The organism is Persicitalea sp. (assembly GCF_041751555.1).
Lineage (GTDB): Bacteria > Bacteroidota > Bacteroidia > Cytophagales > Spirosomataceae > Persicitalea.
The window spans coordinates 1-17,605 of record NZ_JBGSXF010000048.1; the positions used below are offsets into that span (position 1 = coordinate 1).

The 17,605-nt window shown below is 50.9% G+C and carries 17 protein-coding genes; 3 read left to right on the top strand and 14 right to left on the bottom strand.

The genetic code is table 11. The features are described 5' to 3' along the window. A partial coding sequence (locus ACEW8P_RS01505; RefSeq protein ID WP_373511346.1) for a DUF6807 family protein occupies positions 1 to 653 on the bottom strand: 653 nt, incomplete at its 3' end. A 143-nt stretch (positions 654 to 796) separates the two neighbouring features. Here ACEW8P_RS01505 and ACEW8P_RS01510 point away from each other — a divergent pair. Then, a complete protein-coding gene (locus ACEW8P_RS01510) occupies positions 797 to 1,414 on the top strand; it encodes a Uma2 family endonuclease (protein WP_373511347.1) in 618 nt (205 codons plus the stop codon). A 96-nt stretch (positions 1,415 to 1,510) separates the two neighbouring features. Here the strand turns inward: ACEW8P_RS01510 and ACEW8P_RS01515 are convergent, their stop codons facing one another. From ACEW8P_RS01515 to ACEW8P_RS01530, 4 genes are all read right to left on the bottom strand, one after another. After that, entirely contained in the window at positions 1,511 to 1,771 is a 261-nt protein-coding gene (locus ACEW8P_RS01515) for a filamentous hemagglutinin (RefSeq protein ID WP_373511348.1), read from the bottom strand. A 75-nt stretch (positions 1,772 to 1,846) separates the two neighbouring features. After that, positions 1,847 to 2,569, bottom strand: coding sequence for a flavodoxin family protein (locus ACEW8P_RS01520; RefSeq protein ID WP_373511349.1), 723 nt, complete (start codon positions 2,567 to 2,569; stop codon positions 1,847 to 1,849). A gap of 71 nt (positions 2,570 to 2,640) precedes the next feature. Further along, entirely contained in the window at positions 2,641 to 3,420 is a 780-nt protein-coding gene (locus ACEW8P_RS01525) for a zinc-dependent peptidase (protein ID WP_373511350.1), read from the bottom strand. A gap of 80 nt (positions 3,421 to 3,500) precedes the next feature. Continuing rightward, a complete protein-coding gene (locus ACEW8P_RS01530; protein ID WP_373511351.1) occupies positions 3,501 to 5,735 on the bottom strand; it encodes a DUF5916 domain-containing protein in 2,235 nt (744 codons plus the stop codon). 170 nt (positions 5,736 to 5,905) lie between these two features. Between ACEW8P_RS01530 and ACEW8P_RS01535 the strand changes: the two genes are divergently transcribed. Continuing rightward, entirely contained in the window at positions 5,906 to 6,697 is a 792-nt protein-coding gene (locus ACEW8P_RS01535) for a hypothetical protein (RefSeq protein ID WP_373511352.1), read from the top strand. Between the two features lie 75 nt (positions 6,698 to 6,772). Here ACEW8P_RS01535 and ACEW8P_RS01540 read toward each other — a convergent pair whose 3' ends face one another. The 3 genes from ACEW8P_RS01540 to ACEW8P_RS01550 all read right to left on the bottom strand — a co-directional run bounded on the left by ACEW8P_RS01540 (position 6,773) and on the right by ACEW8P_RS01550 (position 8,525). Beyond that, positions 6,773 to 6,964 (bottom strand): cold-shock protein, encoded by a 192-nt coding sequence (locus ACEW8P_RS01540; RefSeq protein WP_189565766.1) that lies wholly within the window; start codon positions 6,962 to 6,964, stop codon positions 6,773 to 6,775. 180 nt (positions 6,965 to 7,144) lie between these two features. After that, positions 7,145 to 8,233, bottom strand: a complete 1,089-nt coding sequence (locus tag ACEW8P_RS01545; RefSeq protein WP_373511353.1) for a Gfo/Idh/MocA family protein — start codon at positions 8,231 to 8,233, stop codon at positions 7,145 to 7,147. 16 nt (positions 8,234 to 8,249) lie between these two features. After that, positions 8,250 to 8,525, bottom strand: coding sequence for a hypothetical protein (locus ACEW8P_RS01550; protein WP_373511354.1), 276 nt, complete (start codon positions 8,523 to 8,525; stop codon positions 8,250 to 8,252). Positions 8,526 to 8,872: 347 nt separating this feature from the next. Here ACEW8P_RS01550 and ACEW8P_RS01555 point away from each other — a divergent pair, with 347 nt between their 5' ends. Next, entirely contained in the window at positions 8,873 to 9,448 is a 576-nt protein-coding gene (locus tag ACEW8P_RS01555) for a hypothetical protein (protein WP_373511355.1), read from the top strand. A gap of 16 nt (positions 9,449 to 9,464) precedes the next feature. Here ACEW8P_RS01555 and ACEW8P_RS01560 read toward each other — a convergent pair whose 3' ends face one another. The 6 genes from ACEW8P_RS01560 to ACEW8P_RS01585 all read right to left on the bottom strand — a co-directional run. Continuing rightward, on the bottom strand, positions 9,465 to 12,797 hold the full coding sequence (locus ACEW8P_RS01560) for a UvrD-helicase domain-containing protein (RefSeq protein ID WP_373511356.1): 3,333 nt from the start codon (positions 12,795 to 12,797) through the stop codon (positions 9,465 to 9,467). Positions 12,798 to 12,941: 144 nt separating this feature from the next. Further along, positions 12,942 to 13,466 carry a hypothetical protein gene (locus ACEW8P_RS01565; RefSeq protein ID WP_373511357.1) on the bottom strand — a complete coding sequence of 175 codons (525 nt, stop codon included), beginning with the start codon at positions 13,464 to 13,466 and terminating at the stop codon, positions 12,942 to 12,944. A gap of 50 nt (positions 13,467 to 13,516) precedes the next feature. After that, positions 13,517 to 14,581, bottom strand: coding sequence for a histidinol-phosphate transaminase (hisC, locus tag ACEW8P_RS01570; protein WP_373511358.1), 1,065 nt, complete (start codon positions 14,579 to 14,581; stop codon positions 13,517 to 13,519). A gap of 5 nt (positions 14,582 to 14,586) precedes the next feature. Next, positions 14,587 to 15,855 carry a histidinol dehydrogenase gene (gene hisD, locus ACEW8P_RS01575; protein WP_373511359.1) on the bottom strand — a complete coding sequence of 423 codons (1,269 nt, stop codon included), beginning with the start codon at positions 15,853 to 15,855 and terminating at the stop codon, positions 14,587 to 14,589. A 62-nt stretch (positions 15,856 to 15,917) separates the two neighbouring features. Next, positions 15,918 to 16,778 carry an ATP phosphoribosyltransferase gene (gene hisG / locus ACEW8P_RS01580; RefSeq protein WP_373511360.1) on the bottom strand — a complete coding sequence of 287 codons (861 nt, stop codon included), beginning with the start codon at positions 16,776 to 16,778 and terminating at the stop codon, positions 15,918 to 15,920. A gap of 56 nt (positions 16,779 to 16,834) precedes the next feature. Beyond that, a partial coding sequence (locus tag ACEW8P_RS01585) for a His/Gly/Thr/Pro-type tRNA ligase C-terminal domain-containing protein (RefSeq protein ID WP_373511361.1) occupies positions 16,835 to 17,605 on the bottom strand: 771 nt, incomplete at its 5' end.

The window sequence follows — 17,605 nt, forward strand, 5'->3', positions numbered from 1 at the left end:
CGTTGGCCTTCGGCCTTTTCGTTGCGTTGCCGCGCGGCGTTGACTACCTCGCCTTTGATTCCTTCCTTCCACGGCATCCGCAGGAAAAGCCCGCCGTAGTCGTACTTGCCGATGGTCACGTCGGTTTTTGCCTCGCCGCTCCAGGTCAGGTCCAGGAAGTACTTGCCATCTTCCTCGCGCATCGTCCAGGTTTGAGTTTCGGTGAGGGTAGTTTTACCGTTTTCGTCCAGCAGGTCGTACACCGTTTGCCACTTAACTTCTTCGCCTTTGGCTCCCAGTACCGTGGCCGACTTACGTTTCCAGTATCCATCGGTGGGGTGGTGGAAATAATCGCGGCCATTTACGCGGGTGAAGCCCCAGTACAAGCCTGTTTGGTGCTTGTGGTGGCCGGGGCTGTATTCTGTCAGAAAACCTTTGCCGTCAGGCGCGACAATGGGATGGAGGTAAGGCCGGAAATCGGCCTTGGCCACTTGGGTGACGATGGGCTTTTTTTCGCCCTGCCGGAAGACTTCTATAGTACCCGCCGCCTCGTCCTGCCGGACGACGAGCATGGTTTCGGCGGTGGTGAAGGTAGTTGGGGTCTCTTTGTCAAGAAAACCCAAAAAGTAGGTAGTTCCGGTCAGGAGGAAGGCTAGGAGAAAGATTAGGCGCATAGTGGAGGCGGTTTTTTTAGGATAAAAGCAGCCATGCGATAGCCTTTACCCAAACTACCCCAATGCTTGGGGCTGTCGGGTAGTTTGGATTGAAATCGCCACGATCTTTCGCTATATTTGAACTCGCCCAAAGAATCAAAGAAATGATTGCTACTAAATCCGGTCCAAAAGTTCGCAAATCTCGCGCCAAAGTACCCGAACACCTGATCTACGAAATCATCGACGGACAGCCCATCCACTATCGGGGCTACCGGGAAGTCATGTCAGGTCAAAAAACTTTTTCAGAAATCATGGGCTCTAGTGGATTGCAGTCACTTATCGTTACGTATCTAATTATTCTGCTGGGTAAATCCTTGGATGATTCAAAGTACACCATTTTATCCAGCGAATCCGGTCTTCACCTTGATAAGCACAATAACTTAGCAGGAGATATTCTGATCTTCGACAACGAATACTTAACAATCGACAAAATCGATGAGCATTACGTGGACGTTTGCCCCAAAATAGCCATCGAAGTGGATATCCGCGCCGATCCCGCCGATATGGGAAATGGCAACTATATTTTCAAGAAAACCCAAAAACTACTCGACTTCGGAGTGGAAAAAGCGATTTGGGTAACAACTCAGGCGAAGAAGGTTACCGTAGCTACGCCGGGATCCCCCTGGCAAGTGCTGGATTGGAATGAAGACATTGAAGTTTTGAATGGGATCACCTGTAACGTAGGGCAGTACCTGAAAACGCGGGGTTCTACTTTTGCTTGATATTGTGCTAGAAGTTGAATGCGACATTGCGGTAGAGAAAATAGAAACGGCCAATGGATTCGCTCCATTGGCCGTTTCTCCACTTCAGCGCATGGGCTAGGTCGGTTCTTCGCCCGGAGCTGGATTTAGTTCAGGAATACCCGGACCAATGGGTTCGCGTTCGGGAGCCGGGTTCAGGTCGGGCGTCTCGGACGGCGGATTTGTTATAGGGTTCTCATCCGGCACAACGGGCTGCGGCGTCTCGGGTAGGTCAGGCTGCGCCGGGGTTTCGGGCGGGCCTACGGGCGGCATGATTTCAGGAGCGGGAATGCCGCCGGGTGTAGGCACGCCGGGTACCGGGTTCTGGTCATTGATCATGGCAGTTAGGGTTTTATTGTGAGTTTTTTGAGACAAAATCTTTACAAAAACTAATTATGAAAAAACCATGCCCCATTATTTGTTCACCTGCTTGAATTCCCAGCGCTCGCCATCCTCCCATTCCTTGACCGAATTTCCGTAAGTGGAATAGCCACCATTTTCTTTCAGTAGTTTGGCCAGGTGCAGGAGATTATAGGTCATAAAAGTTGTATTGCGATTGGTGAAACTGTTGTCTAGGGCATTGGCTTTTTCATCCAGATAGCTCGGTCCCGGCCCCACTTCCCCAATCCAGCCGCAATCGGCTTGCGGCGGAGTGCTGTACCCAATGTGCTGCATGGCGTAGAGCAGGCCCATTGCACAGTGTTTAATTCCGTCTTCATTGCCCGTGATGATGCAGCCACCTACTTTTCCGTAATAAACATACTGACCTTTCTCGTTTTGCTTGGCGCTCATTGCGTACAGCCGTTCGACGAGTTGCGTGGCTACCGAGGAGCGCTCACCCAGCCAGATTGGTGTGCCGATGACCAGAATATCGGCCGCCTTCACCTTTTTATACACTTCCGGCCAATCGTCCTTTTTGATCGAATCATCTTCTTTCGTCATATCGGGCTGCACGCCGGGGGCAATGTCATAGTCCACCAAGCGAAGCAACTCCGTAGCCACGCCTTCGGCTTCCATGATGTGGCGCGAAACCTCCATTAGTCCGGCAGTGTGGCTTTGCGCGGGCGATTTTTTCAGGGTGCAATTGATGTAAAGGGCTTTGAGCTTCGAAAAATCGGGCTTGTCGAGATTAGGCATGAGAGTGAATTTTGCGTAAATTTGTGATCCTTCAAGGTAGTTATTTCTTTTAAATGATTCGCAAACTGCGCTTATCCAGGCTCCTGCCGATACATTTTCGTCATTAACTCATAAAGTGCCGGATGCTTTTCCTCAAATAATTCGGGTCGGCTGAAAAAGTACTCGCTCGCCACGCTCAGAAACTCCACCTCGCTCGTGGCGGCATAGGGGTCGATATCCGACTCGTCCGCTTTTATTTTCTCGGTTTCCTGGTGGACGAGTTGAAGCCATGGCAGCACATACTGCTTCTGCATCAGACTTTCGGGAATTCCGTCGGTGGCCCCATCGGCCTTGTCAATCAGGTGGACGAATTCATGAATGCCGACGTTATTCTTGCTCTTTTCATTCTCGAAACCTGCGTGCAGGGCGGGCAGCGACAGAATCATCAGCCGATTCATCTTGCCCGAACCTACCTGGCCCAAGATATTACGCGCCTCGCCTTCGGTTTGGTAGTCGGCGTTGAAAGTACCCCGATAGAGTAGTATCTCGCTGATGTTCCGATAGCGTAATTGCGGGAAACCAAAAAGCGGAATGACAGCGCTCGCCGCCACGAGCAGGCGGTCAGTGTCATCGATCTCCATCTCGACGCCCGTAATGTTCACATCATTCATAAAACTGAGAATTTCCTGCTCGAAACGCAGTTTCTCGTCTGCTGATAATTGTTCGTAAAACGAAACTTTATCATCAAGAATGGTTCGCCACTTCTTGGAAAAGCCCTGGTACTTTCGCTTGACGAACTTCGCCCAGATCATCCAGCCGACGAAAGCCACAATCAGTACTGAAAAGGTGATGAAAAGCGACAGGGTACTCACGATTATTGGTACTAGTTTTCAATGAGTGAACGATAGAATAGACTGGCGCAAGCAATATTCACTAATTCTATCATTCAAAATTATAAATTAAACCAGTACGTCAACTTCGCAATGATCGCCCGGTTTTTTCCCGCAAAACTATCGGCAAAATAATTGTCTGAATACACCAGGAAGAAATCTGACACCGGGCGGAATCGCCATTGCAGGCGGCTGTTGATGTTGACGTTGTTGGACAAATTGTTGTACTGAAAAAAAGTAGTCCAGAAGAGTTTTTTGGAAAAAGTAATGTCAGTGCGCGGACCAATCAGGAACAAAGTACCCTGGCCTTCGGAAGTCGTGATGCGGCTATAACTGAAATTCATCGTAAGGTCGCCGTAAGGCTGGAAACGGTAGAGTAACAGGCCCGTCAAGCTGGCGATGGTGCCGTTGAAATTTTGGCCAAAAGTACCCCGTACCTCAGTATTGAGTTTTTTGCGGCGGTCGGAGCGGTAGTTGAATTGGGCGTTGGTGTAGCGGTAGTCGGTGCCGCGCCGCAGGGGTTCATTGCCGCTGCGGGTGGGGTCGAAATCGGTGAAAAGGTAGGTGTAAGTGTTCGCTACTTGCCATTGCAGCGTAGCGTAGTTCTGAAACGTCACGTCGCCCACCAGCCCGATGGCCTGGTCCGTGAGGCCAAGGCTCGGCTTGCGGTACTCCTCGTAGCTGACACCCACGCTATGTCGGTTAATGCGTTTGTTGTTGGGGTAAAAATTCAGTTGCGCGATTGGATTGATGCGATAGACGTTTCGGCGTGGCACCACGCCTACATCGGCCCGAAAGTCCTCGCCGATGTAGTAGTAGTTGCCCGTGACTTGGTAACGGTACTTGTTCAGCGTCAGCGAAGCTCCAGTCGCAAATTGATTTTCACCGTCGGTAGGTGTGAAGGCCTGGTGGTAGTAGAATTTGCCCAGCCACTTGTTGTCGGCCGAGGCGTGGTTGTATTCCAGGCCCGCCACACGGCTGAAGCGGTCACGGCCCGGAGCGGGGTTGAATACTTCCTTATCAATAAAAAGGGCCGTAATGTTCGAGCGGCTGAATACTTTTTGCTGCACCACAGCCACAGTAGTGTTCGCGCTGGAGATGCCGCGCTCCACGTCACGGGCGGTCTGCACGTTTAGCAGCCCAATACGTAGGTTCTTGCTCACCTTGCCATTGAGCCGGACGCCGGAGAGGATACGTATAGGCGTGTACGTTCCGGTAGTCGTATCGACTTCCAGCCCCACCCGGCGGGAGTAAAAGGGGGTGAAATTCTGGTTACCCATCGTGGAATTGAAAGTCTCTTGGCTCCCGAAAGTGCCAAATAGGTCAGAGTTTTCCAGAAAGAACTGCCGCTGCTCGGGGAAAGAGAGCGAAATGTCGAAACGGGTGAGGTTCTGCACCTGTCGGTCGGCTTCTACAGTCGAGAAGTCAGGGTTAATCGTGGCGTCCAGAATCAGGCCCGGCGTGATGCCAACCTTCAAATCCGCGCCGATGGAGTTGAGCGGAGTTTTAGCCGTCGGTTCTTTCAGGAAATCACGGGCTTGCCCCGCCCGCACGTAGGGAATGATAGCCAGGTTGGCTCCCGGCTTGCGTAATGGTTTATCAAATTCCATCATCCCCGAAAATGCCAGGTTGAAAATAATCTGGTTTTGCGGAATCCTGACCCAGGTGGACTGCTCGTTGATTTGAGTGTCAAAGCGGTAACTCATGAAGTTCCAGGCCCTGCCGCCGTCAATGTACCGCAGGGTTTTGAACGGAATCTTCATCTCGCAGGTCCAGTAGTTGTCGAATATTTTGGATTCGCCTTCCCATTTGTTGTCCCAGTAGGTATTGAAAAACTGCGTGTCGGAGCCACCATTGCTGATTAGCGCCTCGCGCATCACGCCGTAGGGATTCATGCCGAATAGGAAAGCATTGGTCTTGTCCAGAAAGGTGTCGAACAGAAAGCTGATGTTGTCGTTGCCACCCGCCCGGAAATCGCGGCGGAAGGAAGGAATAATGAACTTATCGCTCTCGGTATGGCACTTGGCCGCGACGTACAAAAAATTGTCGTCGTAAGTCATGAAAATCTCCGTCTGATGCTTCGCTAGTATCGTATCGACGGGAAAAAACTGCCAGAACTGGTCGATGACTCGGTGCTGAATCCACTCGGCTTCGTTAAGTTCGCCGTCAATGATGTAGTTGGCTGTTGTGGCGGTCAGATTGAAGGAAGGCGTGGGGTATGACTTCTGAGCTAGGGCGACGGAAGGAATCCAACAAATGAAAAAAATACAAAAAATCAGCGGGTAAATTATTTTCATTGGTGGCGCGGAGGCTCTTTTATTCATGATAAGTAGCAACGGCCAAAAATAGCCTATTTCCCTTAGAATGACCGAACTTTAAAATGGTTTCACCGGAATTTTTGGGGGCCGTTGTAATGTTAGCCCCTAAAATACGTTAGTTCTACACTAATAATTCAACCCACGATTTTATGAAAAATACCATTATCCCCGCCATCCTTTTCCTGGCGGGTTCCCAAATCATATCAGGCTGCAACACGGCCAAAAAAGTACCTTACGACGCTAAATGGAACGCTCCGTTCACTTACGTCGATCAGAACAAGCTCGACGGACTTGACCAGCAATCTAGGTTGCGGTTTGGCGTCGTTAACGACGACCAGTTCATGTACGTTACGCTAAAAACCCGCGACCCGCTAACGGCCAAGCAAATCCTGACCAATGGCATCCGGCTAACGTTCAGTCCAGAAAACATCCGGGAGGATCGTTCCATTGTCTTTCCCGTTGTGACGCGCGAAGACAAGCGGGCTTTAAGTAAAATGCAAATCGACTTGCCGAACAGCCTGAGCTTGAATCGGATGATCGAAGCCTTCAACAAAGAGGCGCTCTGGAAGGACAAGCAGGGCGAGCGATTTATCAATTTGGTGGAAAATCAGGCGGGCATCCGCGCCCGCATCACCTTCGACGAAAATCAGGAACTGACACAGCAATTCAGCATTCCTTTCGCGCAGTTGGGTACTGATGCCCAACAAGCCAGGACAATCGAGGTAGGCATCAAGACCGAAGGCAGCGGCAATGGCCTGGGCGGTATCGCGCCTGGTGTAAGCATAGGGATGGGCAGCGGTGGTTTTGGCGGCGGCGGCTTCGGTGGAGGTGGCGTCAGCCTCGGCACGGGCGGCGGGCGGAATAATCCCAATGACCGCAGCGTGAACCTGCGGCTGCAGGTACGACTGGCGCGCGATACTTTTAAGGAAGACCTTCGATAGTTTTTTTCAATCGCAGAGAACACAAAAAAGGGGCACACCGATTGGTGCGCCCCTTCAAATTACTCGGGATAAATATTAGATAACTTTTACGTTAACTGCATTTAGACCTTTTTTGCCTTGTTCAACTTCGTAGGACACGCGGTCATTCTCGCGAATGTCATCGGCTAGGCCGGAAACGTGTACGAAAATGTCCTGACCTCCATCGGATGGGGAAATGAAACCAAATCCTTTGGTGTCATTGAAAAACTTAACTGTTCCTTCTTGCATTGTATTATTTGTATAAGATAAAAAATTGAGTACAAAGGAGAGGAATTGTTTTAATAAATGCAAGTTTTTTTTCTAAAAACGGACTTGCATGATTTTGGCTATTTTCCTTTATGTTTTGTAAAATCCTGTATTAAAGGATTTTATATAAAAAATGGAGCCCACGGTTGTGGAATAAAAAAATCAATCAAAAAGCACTTTCCGTCCCGTATCGGCTGATTTTTCCGCTGCTTCCAGGATTTGTACGACCGTCACATTGATGGGTAGTTCGTACAAATCGTTCTGATCCAGCGTCAGTTGACCACGTACGACCTGGGCCAAAACCGAGAACGGATCTTCGTATGGCGCAGGGCGAGAATCGAGTTTCAGCGTTTCTTCGGGGCTCTTCTCAGCCAGCCGCTGCCGAACGGTGGTACGGTCCACGGCCACGGCGTAGCCCTTGGTGCCATACACTTCCATATCCTTGCGCGAGAAAGTCCAGTTCCACGACGCCTGAATGACGCACTGCGCCTTGGGGTACTGCAAGATGATTGTAGCCTCATCGTCCACTTTGGGATAAATATTGGGCTTGTTGGTTTGGGTGACGGCTGTGACCGACAGTGGCTTCTCCCCGCGCATCAGCCAGGTCATCAGGTTGGCTCCGTAGCAACCGAAATCGGTGAGGGCGCCCGCGCCGTTCTGCACCGGGTCGGTGAGGAAGGCGAAGAACTCATCGCTCACACCAATTTCGCGAGGCCCCTGGTGGCCATCATTAACCATCACCTTGCGGATTTCGCCCAGCTTGCCGTCGGCGTAAAGTTGTTGTACGTGCTGGTTGCTGGCGTACCAGGATGTCTCGTAGTTGGTCAGGATTTTTACATTGTGTTTTTTGGCCAAAGCCGCCATTTCCTGGGCGTCCTTATAGGTAGTCGCCAGAGGCTTCTCGACCATCACGTGTATCTTGCGCGGCGCGGCGGCGAGGGCAACGGTAATATGCTCGTCAATAGGCCCGAAGGCGGAAACGGCCTCCGGCTTGGTGTCAGCCAGCATTTTATCCAGGTCGTTATAAAACAGCTTGGGGTCAAGGTTATAGCGCTTAATGAATTTCTCCACCAGGGCTTGGTCTTTTTCGTAAATACCTACCAGCTCGGTGTCCGTTTTGTCCTTACGGTTGAAGACCCAGCCTACATGACCGTGGCTAAGGCCCGCCACGGCCAGGCGGACGGGCTTCTGGGCAAAAGTAGATGTAGATAGGGAAAGCATCGCAAGAAGCAGGATAACTAGGGTTTTCATAAAAAAATTGCTATGATTATTTGTACCTTCGATCGCGGATCATCCGCAGCCCGTTGAGTTCCTCAATGACGGCAATGTCCTCCGCAGGTACAACACCCCGCCGAATCCAGTTAGTGACTACCGCTTCGTTTTTGATTTCGTGTTTTTCGCAATAACGCTTGATTGTGAGGAATTTCTCAAGTTCTACTACTTTGCCTTCGGCTACCAAAAAATCTTTCGCCCGTTGGATTAGGCCTTGGGTTTCTTCAAGCAGTTCGCTCGTTGTTTGGCGGTTTTTAGTTTGTGCTTCCATAATCTATGTAGTTTACAGTATTGATCTGTTTTGAGTTAACCTCTTAACTCATCGAGTATCTTATTGATTTCTAGAATGGAGTCCAAAATCTGATCCGTTTCGTCAGGACTCAATTCATCTGATTCTTCCCTAAGCTTTTGAAGGAGATTTATTTTTGCCTCCTCCATTAGCTTAATAATTGCATCTTTCATCGTGAGAGATTTAAGCTATCTGACAAAGCTATTCGTTGTTTGGTTACCAAACAAATTGCCCATTCACCTATTTTAACAAATTTGTCAACTTGTCTCGTCTAAATACTTTCAGATGGAATTTATCTGATTTTTTTGCAAAACTTCAAACGCATCAATATGCAACGAAGACCCATTCTATGGAATCGATCGCGTCGATTTGCTAGCTTGTCTTTGCCCGCGATATGGCTGTTTTTGGCACTTTGCTGCACTCAGGAATATAAAGACCCTCTACCAAAGGCCACGCAGGAAGGAAAGAATACCTTCGGTTGCAAGATCAACGGAAAGCCGTGGGTACCGGATGGCGGAACGGGATTTCAGGCAACCAAACCTATCACGGGAGGGTTCAACCTACTTGGGGAAAATCCGCCTATAAGACGGATTTGGATACGAACACGTTCAAAAGATAGACAAGGCATTCATCTTCAATTAAACGAAACAAATGTAGGTGAACATCTGCTGAACGAAAACACACAAATTCGCCCATACGCCCTATTTTCCAAAGATTATGGTATGTACCAGACTGGCAACTCTACCTACACCACTTCATCGAATTTTACAGGCAAAATAACCATCACAAAAGCAGACACCATAACTGGCGTACTGGCCGGCACTTTCGACTTTACGGTCGGAAATTCGTCGGGAACTACTTATAAAATCACCGAAGGTCGTTTTGACATAAAATCTCCTCAGTAGATAGTTCTCCACAAAGTTAATCCACCCACTCCACTCCCGAATCCGCCAACGTCATTAACAGCCCCCGGCAGTGCGGCTTGTTCATGGACTGGTAGGCTTGTAAGGCGCGGCTCAATTGGCGGCGGGTGGCGTCGTTGCCCGTTCCAGCCACGACGTTCACTATCACTTCGCTGCCGTCGGGTAGTTTGACCAGACGATCAGCAATCAGCATTTTGCCTTTGGGCAGCAGGAATACTTTTTTAAGGCGCACGGTGGCCCTTTCGCCGAAGAGCGTTGCCAGCGGCTCGTTGTGGAATAGTCGGTCGAGCGAAACGCGCAGGTGTTCGGCTTCGCTGCCTTCCACGATGCCCTCGGTGATGAGTTGGCGGATAATTTTTGAAATGTCCGCCCGCGTGGAGATCAGCGACAGGGCGTAGCGCATTTTTTGCAGGCGATCCTTCTTTTTTTCAAAAGTCTCCACGTCGAAAATCCGCTCGGCCATCCGGCGCAGCCGCAGGCGCTCGGTGCGGTCGGTGCTGATGACATCCCGCAGCGGGTAGGGCGTTACATTGTCGTCGGCTTCTTTGTGGCGGCAATCACCTCGGCCTTCCGAGAGGAGGTAAATGCTCCGCCCCTCGTCCCAGGGAACGGGTGATTTTTCGCTGTTCAGGAAATCATATAGCCAGCGATGAACCGAATCGTTGCACTTCGCCCAGTCCCTGGGACTTTTGGCCAGGACATACAGCCGCTGCACCGGACGGGTAAAGGCGACGTACAGCAGGTTCAGGTTTTCCAGCAGCGTGCGGTTTTTCTCCTCCTGGTACTCGCCTTGCAGCACGGTTTCGTCCAGTTCCTTCACCATCGACACTACAGAACTATTGAGGCGTTTGGTGATCGTTTGCTGCGCTTCGTCCAGACTTTCGATGAGCAGTTCGGCGTCTTCCACGCCTTCCAAATCGACCCAAATCCGGTCACGGTTGCCGTTGGGCGTAAAGCGCCAGTCGCAGTTTGGCACGATGACCACGGGATATTCCAGCCCCTTGGACTTGTGAATGGTCGTGATGCGCAGCGCGTCGGCGTTGCCGGGAACGGTGATAGAAATTTTGTGCTTGGCGGTTTGCCAATAGGTCAGGAAGTCAGCCAGGTGGTTGCTCTGGCGGGTGCCAAATTCCAGAATAGCATCCATGAAACGAAACAGGTACGGTCCTTCGGTGAGGCCGTTGAAGAGTTGGAAGGTATTGACGAGCTTTTCGCACAACTCGTACACCCCCAACTGCCGCAATCGAAAGGCGTTAAACTCCATGCCGTGCGCCTCAAAGTAGCGCAGGAAAGACGTCGTACTGCGCCGGGCGCACATATCCCGAATGGCGGCGTGCTGCGTGGCGTCGGGAATTTTTTCCAGGATAATCCGGTGAAAATGGTAAGCGGCTTCGTAGCGGGCCAGGGCGTCGTCGGGCGTCTGGAGTACCTGCATGAACGACACCAGCAGGTTGACCGTCTGCGAGTAAGTCAGCAGCAGCGAGTCATCGGAAATGAGCGGATCACCGCGCTCTTTCAGAGCGGAAGCAAGATCCGTGGCCTCGGTTTTGCGGCGGCAGAGAATTGCGATGTCTCGCCAATGGTAGCCCTGACTTCGCAGTTCATCCACAAGTTCCAGGGTGCGCGTCACCATCACTTTTGGGCTATCCTCTTCGGATTCCACTACTTCATCCGCCGTGGGTTCGGACAGGAATTCGATCTGAACGTGACCACCCATTTTTACGTCAGCCGTCATTTCCTGTTGGAAATGCTCATCGAAAACAGAAGTTAACAAGCCAGATTCGGCCGCCGCATCGCTTTCGGCTACGGTGGAGAAGAAGTTGTTGTTGAATTCCGTCACCTCGCGGTAGCTGCGGCGGTTGGTTTTTAAGTGCGCCACGTCCAGCTCGCGCGCCAGACTCAGCAGTCGCTCTTCCGTAAAGGCGTTGTCGCCAATCACCCCGGCCAGCTCGCCAAACTGATTTTTGGACAAATGCAGGATCAAATCCATGTCGCCGCCCCGAAACCGATAGATCGACTGCTTGGCGTCGCCGACAATGAGGTTAAAATTGCCAAAACCCAGTGCATTGTCGATAAGCGGCAGCAGGTTAGCAAATTGCAGTTTGGACGTATCCTGAAATTCGTCCACCAGAATGTGGCTGTACTTCTCCCCCAGCCTCTCATAAATAAACGGCACGGGTTCCCGCGTCACGATTTCAAGTACTTTGCGGTTGAAGTCAGAAATATGAACCTGATTGCCCTGCTTTAGCAGTGCGTCGAATTCCTTGCGGATTTCACCCAACAGCGAGAGATTGTATAAGTGCTTGTCGATCAGGCGGAGTAAACTACCCTTCTGAGCGGCGATTCCTAGTGTCTGCGCCATTTCGCGGTGACAGCTAATCAAAACGGTAGAAATGCTGTCGATTTCTTGTTGGATAAAAGACGATATTTTACCGGCGTACCATTTGTCTTCATTGATAGTAGTTTTAACAAGGCTATTCTCCTCCGCCCAAAGGTCAATTCCCGCCGCTCGTTTCTCGAAATAAGAATATATTCCCCGGGTCGATTGGTAAAAGTCCTTGGCTACCAAATGCTTGCTTCGAATTGCATCAAGTCCGCGTTGTGCCTGTTCCTGAATGCTGTGTTCGGTTTCTCGCACAAATGCCTTGATCTGGCGGCTGATGCCGACCCAGTCCTGTACGTCCAGCGCGTCCACCTTTTTCATAGCCAGATAGCTTTTCTCGTTCAGCAGGTCGTAGGCAGCTTCCCGGATGCGGTGTGGCAGACTGCCCCAGCTTTTGCCATCCTCGGCACTCTCGCTATAGTAAGTTTCGACCACATCGGTCAGCAGCTCCTCTCCCTCCTGTCCGATGCGGGCCAGCATCCGGTCCACGGCATTGGAAAGTTGGTCGCTCTCCAGCACCGTCTCGAAGGCGAACGGAATGCCCAATTCGTCGGTAAAGCTACTCACGAGCCGCTGGGTGAACTTGTCGATGGTCATAACCGAAAAATCGGAGTAGCGGTGCAGAATTTTGCGGAAAATCTTCTTGGCCCGTTGCGCGTAGAGTTCGGTGGTTTCAGCGAGCAGCGTCGGGTCGTTTTCGATGCCGGGATACAGTTCGGTCACAATATCGCGTAGCATGAAATGCGATTTGCCCTCAGGCGACGAAAAGGTGCGTAGCATCAGAATGATCCGCTCTTTCATCTCGTTAGCGGCGGCGTTCGTGAAGGTCACGGCCAAGATGGAGCGGAAATACGTGTCTGACTCCGAGCTTAGCGCAAGTTTCAGATACTCTTTCGTGAGCGTGTAGGTCTTGCCGGAGCCGGCGGAGGAAGAATAGACTTTAAACAACTACTTCGGGGTTAAAGGTTAAGGGCCAACGATTAACGGGGATGACGCAATAGTTCTGTTATTCCTTTGGTGTGCGTTGGACTCGAATTTACGCAAAAAAGGCAGACTTGCGCCCGCCTTTTGATAATCTAAGATTGAACTTCCTCAAAGATTCAGTCGCACGCCGCCGGAGACATTGGGGCTGATGAAGAACGGGCCAGGCAAGAGCTCGATATATACGCCGCCTTCGAGGAAGATCGACAATCGACCGTCGGGCAGGAAGTACTCGAAGCCGCCAATACCCGATCCACCAAGCGAGATATTACTGGTGTACTTGATCTGCTGGTTTTGCAGATTATCAGGGTAATAGCGGCGGCTGTTGACCTGCGGGCCAAAACCGTAGTAAATGTGGGCCAGTTCTGAATTGAACAGCGAATTATGCCACAGGTAGTGGGCCTGAAAAGAAATCCCGGTGTTTTTATAATTGCCCCGGCGATACTCCCGGTTATTCGCCAGAATGCCACCGAAAGAGCCGATGGTCACGTCGATAGCGTTGACATTGTTAAAGTACTTGCGGATGTTGACGCCCGTGGGCTCGCCGAGCTTAAAGCCGACAGCCCAGTTGTCGTACTGAGCGTGGGCTAGAGTCACGGCAAAAAGGCAAATCAGGGTCAGCGTTATTTTTTTCATGAATGTCGATGGGTTATTCTGCCATGTGACAAGCCGACTGGGCAAGACCACTATGCAGAAACGTTATTTGGTGCAAAAATACGCAAAGCGGAAACCAAAACATCATTTTCTTCTGCCGTTCCCACCGTTATTCGTAAGCAATCATCGCAAAGAAGTACCTTGCTGCGATCCCGTACGATAATTTTGCCGTCGAGCAGGTACTTCATTGTATCAGTTGCATCCTGGAATTGCACTAGCAAGAAGTTAGCATCAGAAGAATGTACTTTTAGGACGGTTGGCAATCCTCTCAGTTGACTAACCAATTTCGTCCGCTCATCGAGAATCTGCTGCACCATTGTGTCTTTAGCCGATTCATTATCAAGGGCTTGGTAGAGGAGTGCTTGCGTTGGGCCACTCAGGTTGTAGGGCGGTTTGATCTTGTTTAAAATGAAAATCATTTCTGGCGCGGCGAAGCACATCCCTAAACGCAGCGAAGCCAGTCCCCAGGCTTTGGAGAAAGTCTGCAGAACTACCAGATTTGGAAACTCAGTCAACCTCTGAGTCCATGAAGGTATATCGGCAAAATCGATGTACGCTTCGTCCACTACCACCAGACCATTAAAGTTCTTTAACAAAGTTTCGATGGCTGCTTCCTGAACCAGATTTCCCGAAGGATTATTAGGCGAACAGACCCAAATCATCTTCGTCGAAGGCTGTAATTTGTTTAGTACTTTATCGGTATCTACTTGATAATTTGAGGTTAAAGGTACTTTAATTAAAGTAACGTCATTGATCGAAGCGCTCACCTCATACATGCCGTAGGTTGGCGGTAGTATAACAACGGAATCCTGTCCCGGTACACATGTAGCGCGAATGAGCAAGTCGATGGCCTCATCGCTTCCGTTACCCAGAAAAATCTGATCGGGCGACACGCCTTTGATAGGAGCTAACTTCTCCTTGATCATCCTTTGGTGCGGATCGGGGTAACGGTTGTAGTTTTCCGGAAGTACGGATCCCAGCGGATTCTCGTTGGCGTCCAGAAACACGCCGACCTGCCCCCTGTACTCGTCGCGAGCGGAAGAGTAAGGCGTCAAGCCCAAGATGTGCGGGCGGATTATTTTCTCTAAGTCAAACATGGTTTTTACTGCAAGGAATCCAGCCGAATACTTACTGCCCTTTTATGCGCGATGAGCGATTCGGCCTCGGCCATCAACTCTACAGTGGGGCCGATATTTTGTATGCCTTTTTCAGTGATAGATTGTACGGTAATTTTCTTGACAAAGCTATCCAACGACACACCACTGTACGCCCGAGCGAAGCCATTGGTGGGGAGGGTGTGGTTAGTGCCGGAAGCATAATCGCCGCAGGATTCAGGGGTGTAGTTCCCCAGAAAAATCGACCCGGCATTGGTAATTTCTTCCAATACTTTCTCAGCGTTGGCCACACTCAGAATAAGGTGTTCGGCAGCGTATTCGTTCAGCAAGTCGACTGCTTCTTCGTGAGAATTTACCAAAATAGCCTTACTGTTGGCAATGGCCTGCCGGGCGAGGTCGCGGCGCGGAAGTGCCTCTAATTGCGTGGAAAGCGTAATGTTAACGCTGTTCAGAAGTCTACGACTGGTAGATACAAGCAAAACTTGGCTGTCTGCCCCGTGTTCGGCCTGCGAGAGTAAGTCAGCGGCGATGAAGGCAGGAATAGCCGTGTCGTCGGCATACACCGCGACCTCCGAAGGCCCGGCGGGCATGTCGATGGCGACACCTTCTTTGCTCACCAGCATCTTGGCGGTCGTGACGTACTGATTGCCCGGTCCAAAGATTTTGTAAACCTTCGGAATGCTCTCGGTCCCATAAGCCATCGCGGCAATCGCCTGCGCGCCGCCGACCCGGAAGGCCCTGGTTACGCCCACCATCTGGGCCGCAAATAAAATCGCCGGATGGTCACTCGGCGTACACAGCACGATCTCACCGCAGCCCGCCAATTGCGCCGGAATGCCCAACATCAAAACTGTACTGAACAACGGGGCCGTGCCGCCGGGAATGTAGATGCCGACTTTGTCGATTCCCACGCTCCGCTGCCAGCAGGAAACGCCCGGCATGGTTTCGATTTTCTCGATGGGTTGACGTTGCGCTTCGTGAAAGGTGGTGATGTTTTGATAGGCTTGCCGAATAGACGCTTTCAAGTTATTATCCAATTTACTTTCAGCAGCTTCTAGGTCTTGTGGGCTGAAAGCGATTTCGTCCAGTTCTATTTTATCGAATCGGCTGGCGAAATCGCGCAAGGCTGCGTCACCTTCGGCCTTCACCCTTTGCAGGATGGGAGCGACTTTATCTTCAATTTCAGCGAAGTCCTGGGTGGGGCGAGTTAGTAAAGCTGGCCAATCGGCTCGAATGGGGAATGGGATTATTTTCATACGCTTCAACTTTCCGAAAGACCAGCCGTCTGACGTTAAACTTTCGGAAAGCTTATAAGTAGTTAGAGGATCATTTTCTCGATTGGGATCACCAATATACCCTCGGCGCCCGCCAGACGGATTTTTTCGATGTTTTCCCAAAAATCATTTTCATTGATCACCGAATGCACCGAACACCAACCTTCGCTGGCCAGCGGCATTACCGTTGGGGATCTCATACCGGGCAAGTACCTGCTTACTTCTTCCACCGAACCGGTGGGACAATTGAGCAAAATGTACTTGTGGTTCTTGGCTGCCTGCACGGAATTGATTCTGAACAGCAGTTGATCCAGCAACGATTGCTGGGCGGGCGTCAGATTCCGGCTGGCGATCATGACGGCTTCTGATCGGAAGATTGTCTCGACCTCCTGCAAGCCGTTGCTCAACAGAGTGCTGCCGGAACTCACGATATCGCAGACAGCTTCGGCTAAGCCGATACTAGGCGCAATTTCGACCGAGCCGCTGATTTCATGGATTTGGGCATCGACGCCGTTTTCCTGCAGGTACTTTCCCAGAATGCGCGGATAAGAGGTCGCTATACTCTTACCGTCGAGGTCTTTGATCGATTCGTAAGGTTCACCTCTGGGAATACCGATAGAGAGGCGGCATTTGGAAAAACCCAGCCGATGTACCGTTTCCACGGCGCGGCCTGTTTCCACCGCTACGTTTTCGCCCACAATGCCCAGGTGCGCTACGCCGTCTTCCACGTAACCGGGAATGTCGTCGTCGCGCAGGAACAGGATCTCGGCGGGAAAATTAGCCGCCGGGGCGCGTAGTTTGCCCGCTCCGTTGTCGAAACGGATGCCGCATTCTTTGATTAACTTAAGGGAGTCGTCACTAAGTCGTCCGGATTTCTGGACGGCAATGCGTAGTATATCGGTCATTACGTGGCTTTTGGGCTTCGGCTACAGCCTGACACGGCTGTTAGCTTTTGGCCTTGTCAATTCAGTTTAGTTATAATTTCTTTCAAAGGGGCGACGGTTTGCTCGCCTGTTTTCATATTTTTCAGCGTCAAACTACCCGATTCCATTTCCTGGGAGCCAATCAGAATGACGAAGGGAATTTGTTTACGGTCTGCGTAGTCAAGTTGTTTTTTTAGCTTGACCGAATCGGGGTACATTTCAGCATTTTGGCCTGCGTCGCGCAATTGTTTCAAGATTTTCAGCCCATAGCGGGCGGCCTTTTCGTCGAAATTCGTGAGCATGACACGCGTCGTGATGGTCTGATCGGCTGGAAAGAGGTCGAGTTCTTCCATTACGTCATAAAGGCGATCGACGCCTAGGGAAATGCCCACGCCCGAAAGCCCGTCCACACCGAAAGTACCCGTCAGGTTGTCGTAACGGCCACCGCCGCTGATACTGCCGATTTGCACGGGAACATTATCATGGTCGTTGGCTTTTACCTCGAAAATCGCCCCGGTGTAGTAAGATAGTCCGCGCGCCAGCGTAATATCAAGCTGCGTTTGCGGATTCTCCAGACCGAAGCCCGCTACCAGTAACCAGACCTCCTGCAACTCATCAATGCCCTTTAACCCAATTTCGGAAGGGCTCAGCCATTCTTTCAAAGCGGGAAAAGGGTCAGGTTGTTCCGAAAGCGTAAAAATAGGTTCTAACTTGACAATACTATCCTCAGAGAATCCGCGGTCACGAAGCTCCTGAATCACTTTTTCCTTCCCGATTTTATCCAGTTTATCAATAGCCACCGCAAATGG